18 protein-coding genes are annotated in these 14,194 nt (G+C 32.5%); 3 read left to right on the top strand and 15 right to left on the bottom strand.

Annotated features, from left to right (window positions below; translation table 11 throughout):
• Positions 1 to 96 precede the first annotated feature (96 nt).
• From DG435_RS12835 to DG435_RS12820, 4 genes are read right to left on the bottom strand one after another with little or no spacing between them, the layout of a single operon-like run.
• The gene (locus DG435_RS12835; RefSeq protein ID WP_106791257.1) at positions 97 to 1,335 is read right to left on the bottom strand and encodes a DUF1015 domain-containing protein; all 1,239 of its coding nucleotides are present in this window, start codon (positions 1,333 to 1,335) and stop codon (positions 97 to 99) included.
• Positions 1,335 to 1,913, bottom strand: a complete 579-nt coding sequence (locus DG435_RS12830) for a M23 family metallopeptidase (RefSeq protein WP_234387039.1) — start codon at positions 1,911 to 1,913, stop codon at positions 1,335 to 1,337. The genes DG435_RS12835 and DG435_RS12830 overlap by 1 nt, the downstream gene beginning before the upstream one ends.
• Before the next feature lie 51 nt (positions 1,914 to 1,964).
• Positions 1,965 to 2,852: a 3-hydroxybutyryl-CoA dehydrogenase gene (locus DG435_RS12825; protein WP_106791270.1), complete on the bottom strand. Its 888-nt coding sequence runs from the start codon at positions 2,850 to 2,852 to the stop codon at positions 1,965 to 1,967.
• A gap of 40 nt (positions 2,853 to 2,892) precedes the next feature.
• Positions 2,893 to 3,858: a Gfo/Idh/MocA family protein gene (locus DG435_RS12820; protein WP_024770476.1), complete on the bottom strand. Its 966-nt coding sequence runs from the start codon at positions 3,856 to 3,858 to the stop codon at positions 2,893 to 2,895.
• A 151-nt stretch (positions 3,859 to 4,009) separates the two neighbouring features.
• Between DG435_RS12820 and DG435_RS12815 the strand changes: the two genes are divergently transcribed.
• Complete coding sequence (locus DG435_RS12815) at positions 4,010 to 4,651, top strand: protein-L-isoaspartate(D-aspartate) O-methyltransferase (protein ID WP_024770475.1); 642 nt, start codon at positions 4,010 to 4,012, stop codon at positions 4,649 to 4,651.
• Positions 4,652 to 4,685: 34 nt separating this feature from the next.
• On the opposite strand, the gene smpB is transcribed toward DG435_RS12815, so the two are convergent.
• Both smpB and DG435_RS12805 read right to left on the bottom strand, forming a co-directional pair.
• Positions 4,686 to 5,144, bottom strand: coding sequence for an SsrA-binding protein SmpB (gene smpB / locus DG435_RS12810; protein ID WP_106791255.1), 459 nt, complete (start codon positions 5,142 to 5,144; stop codon positions 4,686 to 4,688).
• Between the two features lie 95 nt (positions 5,145 to 5,239).
• Entirely contained in the window at positions 5,240 to 5,596 is a 357-nt protein-coding gene (locus DG435_RS12805) for a DUF3887 domain-containing protein (RefSeq protein WP_106791254.1), read from the bottom strand.
• Between the two features lie 230 nt (positions 5,597 to 5,826).
• On the opposite strand from DG435_RS12805, the gene DG435_RS12800 reads away from it, so the two are divergent.
• Positions 5,827 to 6,576, top strand: a complete 750-nt coding sequence (locus DG435_RS12800) for a DUF6503 family protein (protein ID WP_106791253.1) — start codon at positions 5,827 to 5,829, stop codon at positions 6,574 to 6,576.
• On the opposite strand, the gene DG435_RS12795 is transcribed toward DG435_RS12800, so the two are convergent.
• The 6 genes from DG435_RS12795 to clpB all read right to left on the bottom strand — a co-directional run bounded on the left by DG435_RS12795 (position 6,573) and on the right by clpB (position 12,142).
• The gene (locus tag DG435_RS12795) at positions 6,573 to 7,085 is read right to left on the bottom strand and encodes a histidine phosphatase family protein (protein ID WP_106791252.1); all 513 of its coding nucleotides are present in this window, start codon (positions 7,083 to 7,085) and stop codon (positions 6,573 to 6,575) included. The two genes, DG435_RS12800 and DG435_RS12795, sit on opposite strands and share 4 nt — an antisense overlap.
• Before the next feature lie 164 nt (positions 7,086 to 7,249).
• On the bottom strand, positions 7,250 to 7,375 hold the full coding sequence (locus DG435_RS26025) for a hypothetical protein (protein ID WP_255409709.1): 126 nt from the start codon (positions 7,373 to 7,375) through the stop codon (positions 7,250 to 7,252).
• Between the two features lie 55 nt (positions 7,376 to 7,430).
• Positions 7,431 to 7,913, bottom strand: a complete 483-nt coding sequence (locus DG435_RS12790) for a thioesterase family protein (RefSeq protein ID WP_106791251.1) — start codon at positions 7,911 to 7,913, stop codon at positions 7,431 to 7,433.
• Between the two features lie 54 nt (positions 7,914 to 7,967).
• Positions 7,968 to 8,564, bottom strand: a complete 597-nt coding sequence (locus tag DG435_RS12785) for a TetR/AcrR family transcriptional regulator (RefSeq protein ID WP_024770469.1) — start codon at positions 8,562 to 8,564, stop codon at positions 7,968 to 7,970.
• A gap of 116 nt (positions 8,565 to 8,680) precedes the next feature.
• Positions 8,681 to 9,328, bottom strand: a complete 648-nt coding sequence (locus DG435_RS12780) for a hypothetical protein (RefSeq protein ID WP_106791250.1) — start codon at positions 9,326 to 9,328, stop codon at positions 8,681 to 8,683.
• A gap of 213 nt (positions 9,329 to 9,541) precedes the next feature.
• The gene (gene clpB, locus DG435_RS12775; protein WP_106791249.1) at positions 9,542 to 12,142 is read right to left on the bottom strand and encodes an ATP-dependent chaperone ClpB; all 2,601 of its coding nucleotides are present in this window, start codon (positions 12,140 to 12,142) and stop codon (positions 9,542 to 9,544) included.
• Between the two features lie 201 nt (positions 12,143 to 12,343).
• On the opposite strand from clpB, the gene ytxJ reads away from it, so the two are divergent.
• The gene (ytxJ, locus tag DG435_RS12770) at positions 12,344 to 12,739 is read left to right on the top strand and encodes a bacillithiol system redox-active protein YtxJ (RefSeq protein WP_106791248.1); all 396 of its coding nucleotides are present in this window, start codon (positions 12,344 to 12,346) and stop codon (positions 12,737 to 12,739) included.
• A gap of 1 nt (position 12,740) precedes the next feature.
• Here the strand turns inward: ytxJ and DG435_RS12765 are convergent, their stop codons facing one another.
• The 3 genes from DG435_RS12765 to DG435_RS12755 all read right to left on the bottom strand — a co-directional run bounded on the left by DG435_RS12765 (position 12,741) and on the right by DG435_RS12755 (position 14,164).
• Positions 12,741 to 13,154, bottom strand: a complete 414-nt coding sequence (locus DG435_RS12765; RefSeq protein WP_369872002.1) for a group III truncated hemoglobin — start codon at positions 13,152 to 13,154, stop codon at positions 12,741 to 12,743.
• Between the two features lie 40 nt (positions 13,155 to 13,194).
• Complete coding sequence (locus tag DG435_RS12760) at positions 13,195 to 13,476, bottom strand: hypothetical protein (protein ID WP_234387038.1); 282 nt, start codon at positions 13,474 to 13,476, stop codon at positions 13,195 to 13,197.
• Between the two features lie 88 nt (positions 13,477 to 13,564).
• Positions 13,565 to 14,164 (bottom strand): Crp/Fnr family transcriptional regulator, encoded by a 600-nt coding sequence (locus DG435_RS12755; RefSeq protein ID WP_106791246.1) that lies wholly within the window; start codon positions 14,162 to 14,164, stop codon positions 13,565 to 13,567.
• Positions 14,165 to 14,194: the final 30 nt, after the last annotated feature.

Raw genomic sequence — 14,194 nt, 5'->3', positions numbered from 1 at the left:
CAATTCTCTTAAAACCAAAGTGTATTGAAAAAAAGACAAAGGATGCTTGAATTTCAAGCATCCTTTATTGTTTATAAATAAAAATGATAGTTAATGTTAAAACTCATAAATAGTGATCCCACTTCTTAATTTTGGCTCTATATATGTGCTTTTTGGAGGCATTTTTAACCCTTGGTCTGCAATTTTTTTGACTTGCTCTACAGATGCAGGAAAAAGCCCAAATCCTACTTTATATTCTCCATTATCAACCTCGCTTTTTACCAGTACAATTCCATTTTTGCCATGGGAGTATTCGATACGTGTATCTGTGCGCAAATCTTCAATACCTAAAATAGGCTTTAATACCGTTTTATATAAAATCTGTGCGTCTAATTCTTCTAGAGCATCTGTAAATTCATAAGTTGTTTTTCTAAGATATAACGAATAGAACTCATCATCAATATACATGCTAAAATGATGAGGTTTTGAAGGTCTGTATACCTCATGCCCTCTATTTTCAATACGAAACCACTCGTCAAGTTTGATCAGAAATTCTTCTTTAGATAAGCCGTTGAGATCTTTTACTAATCGATTAAATTCATAAATTTTTAAATCAGATTCAGGAATCAAATAGCTCATAAAGAAATTATAAGCTTCATCACCACTATGCTCAGGGTTATTTTCTTTTAAATCCTGCGATAGTAGATAGGATGATGCAGAACGATGATGCCCATCTGCTATGTATATGGTTTCAATAGAAGAAAAGGCTTCTTGCATCTCATGAATAGATTTTTGATCCTCTATTTTCCAAAGATAATGAGTGTCACGATTTGTAGTCGTAAATTCATATTCTGCTCTTGCTCCAACAGTTTCTGAAATAATTTTTGAAATAGAATCATTATCAGGATAGGTGAGCAATACAGGTTCTGCATTAAAACCTACTGTTTTTAGATACTCCTTAAAAGTACTTTCACGATGTTGAAGTGTATCTTCGTGTTTTTTGATAATATCATTATGGTAATCCTCTGCACTTGCGGCAGCTATTATACCGCAAAAGGATTCTTGTTCACGATTTACAATTTTGTAAATGTAATAACAAGAGCTATCCTCTTGCATGAAAATTTCATCTTCTTTAAACTCCAGGTATCGATTTCGAACTAATTTATAGCGCTCTTCTCCTGATATTTCTTTATGGTATTTATATCCTGGATTTACAATATGTAGAAAGGAGTAGGGGTTATAATCCATTCGAGAATCTCGCTCAAAAGAAGTGTAACTTTGATATGATCTGGAAGCAACCAGATTTACTTTATCCCTTGTTGGTCGTACAGCCTTAAACGGATGAATTTTTGCCATTAATTTTTATTTATAAATTCTGTAGGATCCAGGTATCCAGATTTGTCATTTGCATATCCACCACCAATATCCATAAAAATATCATCTCTGATTTCTAAATGCAAGTGAGCCAAATATATACCATTTGCATTACCTATAGTTGCTATTAAAGCACCTTTTTTTACAAAATCTCCTTCTTTTACACGTATTGAATCGCAATGTGCATATACAGATTCATAATATTTTCCTTTGTATTTATGTATTACTCTTATAACATTGCCCCAACCTCCTTTAATATCCTTAGCAAAAGAAACATACCCATTTGCAATAGCATATATAGGATCTCCCAAGTCTGTATTGCCCCCTCCAACACCATTCCAATCATCACCTAAGTGATTGTTTTCTCTAAATTTTTGGGCATTATAATAACCTTCAGCATTTGGTTTGCCTATTGGATAATCAAAATCAGAAGCGATAAATTTTGGATTTTCCTTAAACAGAGAAATATAGATCTGATAAGGGTCTTGATTTTTGTCTATAGCAAAGCTAAATGTCTCATTTCTGTTTTTACAGGAAATCAAAGTCAAAACTATAATCAATATCAGGGTTTTGTTCATCGTAAAATCAGGAAGTAAACACTAAACTACTAACTATATGAACTGTTTGGATACGTTTTCTGCTTTTCTGTTTTCAGAATAATCATAGAATCCTTCTCCACTTTTTACTCCGAGTTTACCAGCCATAACCATATTAACTAATAATGGGCAAGGAGCGTATTTTGGATTTTTGAAGCCTTCATACATTACATTAAGAATAGAAAGGCAAACATCAAGACCAATAAAATCTGCCAATTGTAATGGTCCCATAGGATGTGCCATTCCTAGTTTCATAACGGTATCAATCTCTGATACTCCCGCCACACCATTGTATAAAGTTTCTATTGATTCGTTAATCATCGGCATCAGGATACGATTTGCTACAAATCCAGGATAATCATTAACTTCTACAGGAACTTTACCTAGTGTTTTAGACATTTCCATAATAGTAGAAGTCACTTCATCAGAGGTGTTGTATCCTCTAATAATTTCCACTAATTTCATAATAGGTACCGGATTCATGAAATGCATACCAATAACCATTTCTGGACGATTAGTTACAGCAGCAATTTGTGTAATCGATATTGATGAAGTATTAGAAGCTAAAATTGTATCTTCTGGACATGCTTCACTAAGTTCTCTGAAAATTTTTAATTTTAAATCTACATTTTCGGTAGCTGCCTCAACTACAAGACCAGCATATTCTACTCCTTCTTTGATATCTGTATAAGTGGAGATATTGGCAAGTGTAGCTCCCTTATCGGTTTCAGATATTTTTTCCTTAGCAATCATTCTGTCTAAATTCTTTGTGATTGTAGCTAAGCCTTTATCCAAAGATTGTTGAGAAATATCAATAAGCTGTACTTTAAAGCCTTTTTGAGCAAAAGTATGTGCAATACCATTCCCCATAGTTCCTGCACCGATTACTGCAATGTTTTTCATATGTATTTTTTTATTTAGTGTAAATCTGTAAATTTTGTTTTTAATGTGCGAAACAATCAATGATTTTTAATGCAACTTCTAATGCTTTTTTACCTTGCTCTAATGATACAATAGGTGTAGTGTCATTTTTTATAGCTTCTGCAAAAGTATCTAACTCATCTAATATTGCATTATTAGAGGGGACATTAGGGTTATCAAAATAGATTTGTTTTTTTATGCCCTCAGCATTTTGCAATATCATAGCAAAATCATCTGGATTTTGAGGAGCATCTTTCATTTTTACAACCTCACATTTTTTCTCAAAGAAATCGACCGAGATGTATGCATCACGTTGAAAAAACCTGGATTTCCGCATATTCTTAAGAGAAATTCTACTGGCAGTAAGATTGGCTACACAACCATTTTCAAATTCTATTCGGGCATTTGCGATATCGGGAGTTTCACTAATTACAGATACTCCGCTGGCACTGATGTGTTTAACTTCTGAGTGTACTACACTTAGGATTGCATCTATATCATGAATCATAAGATCAAGAACTACAGGAACATCTGTGCCCCTGGGATTAAATTCTGCTAATCTATGTGATTCTATAAACATTGGGCTGTCAATCTTGCTAGCTACAGCAGTATATGCAGGATTAAAACGTTCTACATGTCCTACTTGTCCTTTTACATTGTGTGCATTAGCCAAATCAATAAGTTGTTGGGCTTCTGCTACAGTATTGGTAATAGGTTTTTCTATAAAGACGTGTTTGCCTGCTTTTATTGCTTGTTTAGCTACATCAAAATGAGCGAAAGTTGGGGTGACAATATCTACTACATCTACAGCATCAATTAATTCTTCAACAGAATTAAAAAGTTGATACCCAAATTCTTCTACAATAGATTTAGCTTGAGTTTCGCTAGCATCGTAGAAACCTATAAGGTCATAATTTTCTGATTGTTGTAGAAGACGTAAATGGATTTTACCAAGGTGTCCCGCACCGAGTACTCCGGCTTTGAGCATAATATATTGATTTTACACAAAAATAGTATTATTTATAAATTTTAAATCCTAATTATATCTAAAATGCAAAAATTTAGTTCGAAGAAAGAAATAGTTTGCAAATCTTTAAAATCTTTATGTAATTTTAGCCTGCTAAATAACCCTTAGAATAGTGAAAGATACTCTTAGACATGCCGGAAAAAGAAAACAATTAGTAGATGTATTGATTAAAAAAGGAATCAAAAATAAAGCTGTGTTGTCTGCCATTGCAAAGATACCCAGACATTTGTTTATGGATTCTGGTTTTGAAGATCATGCATATCAGGATAAAGCTTTTCCCATTGCAGCAGATCAAACCATTTCTCAGCCCTATACTGTGGCTTTTCAAACTGAATTGTTAGAAATAAAAAAAGGAGATAAGGTGTTAGAGATTGGCACTGGTTCTGGATACCAAACTGCAGTTTTATGTGAACTCGGAGTAAAAGTATATAGTATCGAGCGCCAAAAAGAACTATTTAAAAAAACAAAATTGTTTTTATCTAAACTAGGGTATAGACCAAAACATTTGTCGTTTGGAGATGGATATAAAGGTTTGACAGAGCATGCACCATACAATGGAATTATAGTAACAGCAGGTGCTCCTTTTGTTCCTAAGCCATTATTAGGGCAATTACAAATTAATGGTCGTTTAGTGATTCCTGTGGGAGAGGATGTGCAAATAATGACACTTTTTATTCGTAAAAGCGAAACAGAGTTTGAAAAACGAGAATTTGGAGAATTTAGATTTGTTCCTTTATTAGAGGATAAGAATTGAAAGTTAAATCACGAGGTTAGGAGGGGTAATTACTTTATCTATAATCCTTTTTAATACGATCAAGATTCCTTTTATTATCCCTGTCTTTAATTGTTTCTCGTTTATCATACATCTTTTTACCACGTGCAAGAACAATATTAAGCTTTGCTAACCCACGATCATTTATGAATAATTTGGTAGGTATAATGGTTAATCCAGAGTTTTTTACTTCTTTTTCAAGCTTTTTTAATTCTTTTTTATTGAGTAACAATTTCCGTTCACTTTTGGGACTGTGATTAAAATAAGTGGCATGAGAATATTCTTCGATATGCATATTAATAACAAATAATTCATTGTTATTAAACTCACAGAAACTCTCAGCAATATTTGCTTTTCCTTCTCTGATAGCCTTTATTTCTGTGCCAACGAGTTTAATTCCTGCGGTATATTTGTCTAGGAACTCATATTCAAATTTGGCCTTACGGTTTAATATGTTGATTTTGTTTGGATTCATATCTGGGTATTCGAAATACTTTGTAAATGCCTACAAAAGTACAAAGCTTTCCTGAAAGAAAGCTTTATACAAAAAACGAATATTTTAAATACTTTTTATAGTTCTTGAAATTGTATAGTTGAAATCTTACCATTTGCACTTAGTTGCAGGTCCATAGCCAAAATTGTTTTATCAAATTTTACTTTATAGCTATAAACTCCTTCAGCTGTTTCAACAAAAGTTATATTTTTTATGCTACCAAATTGTCCATAACAACCATTGATAAAACTAGAAACACCTTCTTTTGTCATGCTTTCTTGCATTTCTGAAGTGTACATGTTAAAAATAGCATCTATGTTCTGTGCATTAAAATCTTCTTGAAAAATCTTTATTACGTTCTCATATGTACTGGCATCTTGGGCTAAGCCACACTGAACGGTAAAACAAATTAAAAGTAGGGCTATATATTTCATAGTATTCTTATTTTGGAGTTAGGGACTGCAAAATAATTATCTTTTTTTTAATTAAAAAGAAAACAATCTTCAATTCATATCAGAACAAATATTAAAATTGTTATGTATCGGTAAGTATAAAACTGGATTTTCGTCTAAAAAAATAATTGGTTGTACTTGTTATTTAGTTTAACAAAAATGTTACAATTATTGAAAAGAGAAAGATTAATTTAGTTTTTAAAGCAATTTTTATGCGACATTATTTTATAATATTAGTATTTGTTTTTTCTTTTGCCACACCCATTTCCGCTCAGTTTTCTGCTCAGGAAATAGTAGATAAAGTGATAGAAAATGCGGGAGGAGAAAAATATGATAAGGCAATTATACATTTCGTTTTTAGAGATAAACAATATCGAAGTAAAAGAGGAGAAGGAGTGTATGCATTAGAGAGGTTTGTAAAAAGCCCTAAAGGATTAACTCATGATGTGATAAGCAATTCTGGTTTGAAAAGAACTATAGAGAATTGCCCTGTAAAAATTGCAGATTCTTTAGTTACAAAAATAAGTGATGGAGTGAATTCTGTACATTACTTTGCCAGCCTTCCGTATGGACTCAATGCACCGGCTGTGCAGAAAGAACTGGTTGGTGAATCGGTTATTAATGGAGTTTTATATTATAAAGTTAAAGTAACTTTTGAGCAAGAAGGCGGCGGAACTGATTTTGAAGATGAGTTTATGTATTGGATACATAAGGAGAACTTTACTGTAGATTACCTAGCATATAAGTATGCCGTAAATGGAGGAGGAATACGGTTTAGAGAAGCATATAATCCTAGAAATGTAAATGGAATACGTTTTGTGGATTATAAAAATTATAAAACAGATGATCTTACTACGCCACTACATAATCTTGACAAATTATTTGAAAAGAAACAATTGAAATTACTTTCAAAAATAGAACTAGAGGATATCTATGTTTATATTGAAAGAGATTGTTGTTAATTTATAGTAAGTACAGTATCGGTAATAATATCACCAGTAACTTTTATAATGAATAGTTTACCATAGATCTTTTCGTCTATTGAGCTATACTTTTCTTTACCAATAATTTTATTGACAAAGGTGGGTGTTGTATTACTATGACCAACAACCACAACAGTTTTTCCCTTGGTTTTTTCTTGAAATTCGGTGTCGTTTAAATTCCTGGGATTATATAAAACCAGTTCTAAATTTTTACTTTTGGCAATTGGCTCTGCTGTTTTTCTAGTTCTGATATAGTCTGTTGTGTATACCATATCTACTGGAGTATCAGCAAGCATTTTTGCCCAGTTTTCTGATCGTATTTTTCCTGCTTCTGTAAGCTCTGGATTTCGATTATCTGGATCACTAAGATCTTTTTCGGCGTGTCTAACTAAGAAATATGTAGTGGTTACTTCTTGCGGTGATACATTACTTTGGCAAGAACTTACCCAAGAAGAAAGAAAAATAAGTAAAACGAGTATAGGTTTCATCTGTGTGTGTTTATTGTTTTAGAGGTCAGGTAGGATTGTATAATAATTATTTTAGAGGTGTTGAAATTCTTAATTATGCACAATTCATAACATAAAACTAAATAATATCAGGTATAAAAATAGCTATTATAAAAATAATATTAGCTTTTTTATACCTGATTATATTATTCTAACATTCCCATTTGCCAAATAACGATACCCATTGATAGAATAGCAATGATAAAAAATCCTATATAAATATACGAGCTTCTTCTTTTATTAGAAGAGCCTAAATCGCCAGAAGATTTCATGTGGCCAGTTTTAAATGGTTACGTTCTATATTAAGACGAATAAAAAATGGAAATGTTACACTTTTTGTGGTTTTAATTGTGAAATTCTTTCCTCAAAACTGTTAGTAGGTATAGGTTCAATTATGTTTTGAAATAACTCTAAGAGTTGTTGATCGTGATTCCAACGTTTTTGTTGTAGTAAATTAAAATGCACAAAGGAACTCCATAGTACAGCTTTAAGCTCGGTTTTATCATGGTTCCACATTCTGATTTCTACATGTAATTGATTTTCTGTATATCGTATAAGTTGAGAATCAATAACCACATTCTCCATAAGTAAGGCAGGTTTTAAATACGCAATCTGGTTTGTGCCTACCACCCAGCTTATGCCTTTGGTTTTTGCAAGTTTAAAAATGTCAAGATTGTAGTATTGGTCAATCTGATCTTCTCTTGCATTGATCATATAGTTAATGTATGCAGCATTATTAAGGTGATTAAAAGGATCGCAATCCTGAAACCTTATTTTTGCTTTGCTTTCTGGTATTTTGGTTAATGTCATGATTTAATTTGTTTTTATACCAATTGGTATATTTATAGTTAAAAAAAATGATAATTATCGTTTAAGTTTTTTATGAATCATAGTGTCTATCTGATCCATAGTTTCTAATAAATAGCTATTGTCTTCCATAGTATGGGTCATAAAAATAGCTCCGGTTATCATGCTATATAATCGTTTTGCGTATAGCATTGAGTCTACCTCTTCTTTTATTTCTTTGCATTCTTTCCCGGCATCAATAAGTTTAGCAACATTGTTCTGAATTTTGGTGATTGCAGATTTTACATGTTTAAAAAGAACAGGAACCTGATATTTTGCATCTACTCCCATATTGAGTACAGGGCAACCACCTAGCTCTTGAGTGAAATTGTAATAGTTCCGATAAAAATCGGTAACTAAAAATAATTTTTCAATAGGTGATTTACTTAAAGATTGATGATCCGCTATTCGGCCAATCATATTTCCTTCGGTCATTTTAAAAGCGGCGATAGCAAGTTCTTCTTTATTTTTAAAATTACCATAAATAGCACCTTTGGTAAGTCCGGTAGCCTTAGTGATATCACTCAAACTTGTAGCGGCATATCCATTTTTGTTAAAAATAGGAGCTACGGTTTGTATTATAAACTCTGTTGTTTGTTCGGCTTTGGTGAGCATATTTTATTGAAATATAGATCGAATATACTAAAAAAATACCAAGTGGTATATTTTTTAATGCAACAAATGTTTTATTTTAACATACTTTGAAGAGAGCTTAATAAAAATACGGGTTTTTAATTTTGACCGATATTGCCGTAAATATGATCTAGAGGTTCTGTATTGGTAATACTTTTAGGAAGGTTGCAGGCATCTTCGATTTTCATTTTTTGGAAATCGAGTAAAAGATCAAACTTTTCAAGAGCAACCTGTGCCTGATCACAGCCCACATTTATGTTTCTAATGTTGTTAGTTTTGATTTTTTTTGAACGACTACTCCTGTTTTCAAAATCTTTGAATTGACATTTTATAACATTTCTATCTTTAAAGTAAAAACGTTCTTCGAGTGTTAATACAACATTTGCTAGTCGACGTTTACCAGAACGACTTCTTTCATAGTCTTTATACCAAACTTTATGGATTGCATATTGAAAAAACAGTTGATTATCCCAAACATAAAATTCATCTCTATACTTTACATGTCCCTGAGTGTAGGTGTGGATAATATGCTTTAATTCTGTGCCATTATAGTAAAAGGTAAGTGATCCTTTTTCTGTTGATTCATCGCAAGAATAATCGGTATGATGCTGTCTAAGTGTATTGGTATCTACTAATTCTCGGATTAACTGGTATTTATTTCTAATATCAGATAAGGCCCCCTTTTTGTTTTGGCCCAGGGAGATGTGTGAAATTAGAAGAAGTGCAAGTAATATGGTTGGTCTCATTGAGAGAGCAATGTACTCAAAAACCTTGTTTTTTTCCTTATTTAGTTATTAACTATTGTAGGAATAATTTTGTTAATATCTACGGTAAAACCGTAATATATGCTACTCGACAAAATATAGCATTGTTGATTTTTTGTTTAAAACTATTAGAGCTATTGGTTTATTTCTAGACCAATAGCTCTGTTTTTACATGTAATTACTGTTGTAGATTGATTAAGAAACCAAATTTTCCTGATTTCTGAATACTAGATTACTATCAAATTCATCGAGTAAAATTACACTCTCTGTAGAGATTTTTCCTGCTAGAATTTCTTTAGATAGTGTATTTAAAACTTCTTTTTGGATAGTGCGTTTCACTGGTCTAGCTCCAAATTCTGGTTGAAAACCTCTTTCAGAAAGATAGGTTATAGCTTGCTCTGTAGCATCCAAAGTTATGTGTTGCTCAGCCAGCATTTTAGAAACGTGCTTTAACTGAAGCCTTACAATTTCATTTATATTGGCTTTGGTAAGCGGAGAAAACATAATGATATCATCTATTCTATTTAAAAACTCTGGACGAACAGATTGTTTTAATATCCCTAATACATCTACCTTAGCTGCCTCCATAGCAGTATCCATATCTTTGATAGTCTCAAGTTTTTCTTGTATGATGTGGCTCCCCATATTACTGGTCATGATAATGATAGTATTTCTAAAATCTGCAACTCTACCCTTATTATCTGTTAACCTACCTTCGTCTAACACCTGTAATAATACATTAAACGTATCTGGATGTGCTTTTTCTATTTCATCGAGTAATACTACAGAATATGGTTTTCTTCGAACAGCTTCGGTTAATTGTCCTCCCTCGTCATATCCTACATATCCAGGAGGTGCACCCATCAATCTGCTTACCGCATGGCGTTCCTGATATTCACTCATATCTATTCGGGTCATAGCCGTTTCATCATTAAACAGGTATTCTGCCAGTGCTTTTGCTAATTCTGTTTTACCAACCCCTGTAGTTCCCAGAAATAAGAATGAACCTATTGGTTTTTTTTGATCTTGTAAACCTGCTCGACTTCTTCGTACAGCATCACTAACAGCTTGTATAGCTTCAATTTGTCCAACTACACGTTTCTGTAATTCTTCTTCAAGCACCAATAATTTTTCGCGTTCACTTTGTAGCATTTTGGTTACTGGTATTCCTGTCCATTTTGCTATTACTTCTGCAATATCATCATTAGTAACTTCTTCCTTAATAAGCGAAGATTTACTTTGCTGTTCATTTAACTGTTTTTGCAATTCATCCAATCTTTCTTGAGCTTCCTTTATTTTTCCGTAGCGCAATTCGGCGACTTTTCCATAATCTCCATTTCTCTCTGCGCGTTCTGCTTCAAGCTTATATTCTTCAATATCTGTTTTTGCATTTTGAATAGCATCTACAACTTCTTTTTCGCTTTGCCATTTTGAGAAAATCTCATTACGTTCTTCTTTAAGGTTTGCAAGATCTGCATTAAGTACTTTTAGCTTGGTTTCGTCATCTTCACGCTTTATAGCTTCGATCTCGATTTCAAGTTGCATAATCTTTCTGTCGAGAACATCGAGTTCTTCAGGCTTAGAATTAATTTCCATTCGCAGTTTAGAGGCAGCTTCATCCATTAAATCAATAGCCTTATCGGGCAAAAATCTATTTGTGATATAACGTTGAGATAATTCTACCGCAGCGATTATAGCCTCATCTTTTATACGTACTTTATGATGTGTTTCGTATTTTTCTTTAATTCCTCTAAGAATTGATATTGCACTCTCTGTGTCTGGTTCATCTACTGTAACTTTTTGGAAACGTCTTTCTAGGGCTTTATCTTTTTCAAAATACTTTTGATATTCATCCAAAGTTGTGGCTCCAATTGCGCGAAGTTCTCCTCTTGCCAAAGCTGGTTTTAGGATATTTGCAGCATCCATAGCGCCTTGGCCACCGCCTGCACCTACAAGAGTGTGGATTTCATCGATAAATAATACAATATCTCCATCACTAGAAGTTACTTCTTTTACCACAGATTTAAGGCGTTCTTCAAATTCGCCTTTAAATTTGGCACCAGCAATTAAAGCTCCCATATCCAAAGAAAAAATTTGTTTGTTCTTAAGGTTTTCGGGGATGTCTCCGGCGATAATTCGATGAGCTAACCCTTCGGCAATAGCAGTTTTACCCACGCCAGGCTCACCGACTAGCATTGGATTGTTTTTGGTACGACGAGAAAGGATTTGTAATATCCTTCGGATTTCTTCATCCCGACCTATAACGGGATCTAATTTTCCGTTCTCTGCCATTTCATTAAGATTTTTGGCATATTTATTTAAGGCCTGATAGGTTTCTTCTGCACTTTGTGATGTTACTCGTTCGCCTTTTCTGATCTCATTAATAGCTTCAGTTAGATGTTTTTCTGTTACTCCCTGATCTTTTAGGATTTGTGCAATCTTGCTTTTAGATTTAAAGATAGCAATCACCAGATGTTCAATAGAAACATATTCGTCATTCATCTTTTTAGCAATAATGCTTGCTTCATTTAGTGATTTTCCTGCTTCTCTTGATAATTGTAACTCTCCGCCAGAAACTTTAGGAAAACTTTCTAGTGTACTATCAAGAACTTGTTGTAAAAGATTAATGTTTACATTTAACTTTTTTAGCAAAAACGGAAGCACATTTTCATCTACATTAAAAATAGCTTTAAAAATGTGTTCGTTTTCTATTTGTTGATGTCCAAAGCCTTGTGCAAGCTGTTGAGCTTGTTGTATGGCTTCCTGTGATTTTATAGTGAAATTATTAAAATTCATAGTCTCTTATTTTGAGTTTCTAGTAGAGGATCAAATAATATTCCTACTTCGATAATGTGTCAAAATGTCTTGTTGTTGCTTGATTTTACTGACTTTTTGGCTTAATGTAAAGTTACGAATTTTGTAACGACCAATATATGATTATAGTCAATTTTAAAAATCATTTGACTATGTTTGTGATAATTTGAATTAAGGAAAAAAATGGGAATATTTGGTAAATTATTTGGATCAGAAGAGAAAGAACCTAAACAGGAAAAACAAGCTTTACCTTGGCAAGTGCTCAATTCTATTTCGCAATTAGAGGAAATAGCAGAAGCATCAAAGACTAAAACGCAGGCTATTTTTAAGCATTCGACTCGTTGTGGTATTAGTGGAATGGTGATCCGTAATTTTGAAAGCAGTTTTGATATTACAGAAGATCAAATTGATTTGTATTATCTTGATTTATTGAATCATCGTGATGTGTCTGCAGAAGTAGCTGCAAAATTTCAGGTATTTCATGAATCACCACAATTTATTGTTATTAGAAATGGTGTTATGGTACATCATTCTTCGCATAGTGCAATTACACCTCAGGTATTACATCAATTTGTGTAAATTATTTGTTAGGGATTATTTTTTGAGAAGGTCTGTCTTGAAACATTTTCACGAATAATGTTGTGCTCATTTTTCTGGCGCGGTTTTTAGCCAAAGTAGCGAGTTCACCTTCAAAAAGGCTATCTATTGTAGTAATCCATAGTTGCAACCATATTCCAAAATGTACATTTGTAATATTGTGGTTAAACGTTTGATCTACTCGTTTATGGACTTCAATAGGGTTTCCTTTAAATTTTGAAACAAATAAGAGGTTAGTTTCCCAAAAATTGGTTAATCTATCTAAATGTTTATCCCAATCTTTTATCATATGATTAAAAATAGGGCCTAAACTCTCTTCTTTTCTTATTTTTTTATAAAATATAGAAACCAGCATTGTCACATCATTTCTATTTCTGATATCATTTTTTTGAATCACTTTTGCTTGCTTTTTTGTGGTAAGATATCTTATATTCCTATTAATAAAATGTGATGTTAAGTAATACCAAAAAACTGTTGATTATTATACTTGCAATTAATAGGTTGAATACGAATTTAGCTTTCATTTGAGCTAGAATAGATGCATTAAATGCCATGCAAACGATTACACAAAGGGATAATTGAACGACTTGTGAAATAGACCTATCTTGCATAAGAATGTACATTGCTGCAACAGATCCTAAACAACTAGAAAGAATGATCATTAATGGTATATATGCCATATACATTTCCTTAAAATCTTTTAATAACTTTGAATACATAACAATTATTTATAGTGTTATTCAAAGGTATTTCAAGGAAGGGCTATAGTTTTATGATTCTGATCATAAAGTAGGTTGGGAGTAAAAATTACCGATATACTTTTCTATCTTTAATAAAAAGTTCTCCTTTTTGCTCTAGTTTTTTGATGCTACGTATAACGGTTTCTACACGTAGTCCAGTTAGATCGGCAAGTTGTTGTCTGGTTAATTCTACTTTGTATATCTTTGATTCTGTTATGCCAGGTTCACTATTTTTTTTGAAGTAATCAAGAATCCTAAGAATGCGATGTTCTGGCTCTTGAGTAGATATTTCAGAAACCATAATTGCTTTATAATATAGCCGTAAAGCCAGTGTGCTGGTAAATTTGTGATGAATATGAGGATTTTCTTCTAAAAACTTTAAGAATTTTTCTTTTGGTAATTGCCAGACTTCAGAATCTACAATAGCTTCTGCATTAGCTGGATATTTAAAATCTGCAAATAAGGGAGGTTCTCCAAAACTTTTTTCTTTTGTAAAAATACCTTGGATATATTCTTTCCCTTCCTGATTATAATTGTTCATTTTAATCTCTCCCTGGTGTACCTGATAATAATAGCGAGCGATAGAGCCTTCTTGAAAAAGAAATTCTCCTCGTTTATATTTTTTTAATATTGCCCCCGAATTAAGTAAACTTGTGTGATCGATCATGCTAATAATTCTCTATTATATAGTACAGAT

This window comes from Aquimarina sp. Aq78, from assembly GCF_900299525.1.
GTDB lineage: Bacteria > Bacteroidota > Bacteroidia > Flavobacteriales > Flavobacteriaceae > Aquimarina.
Note: the sequence above shows the minus strand (reverse complement) of the source record. Positions and strands in the feature narration are given on the sequence as shown.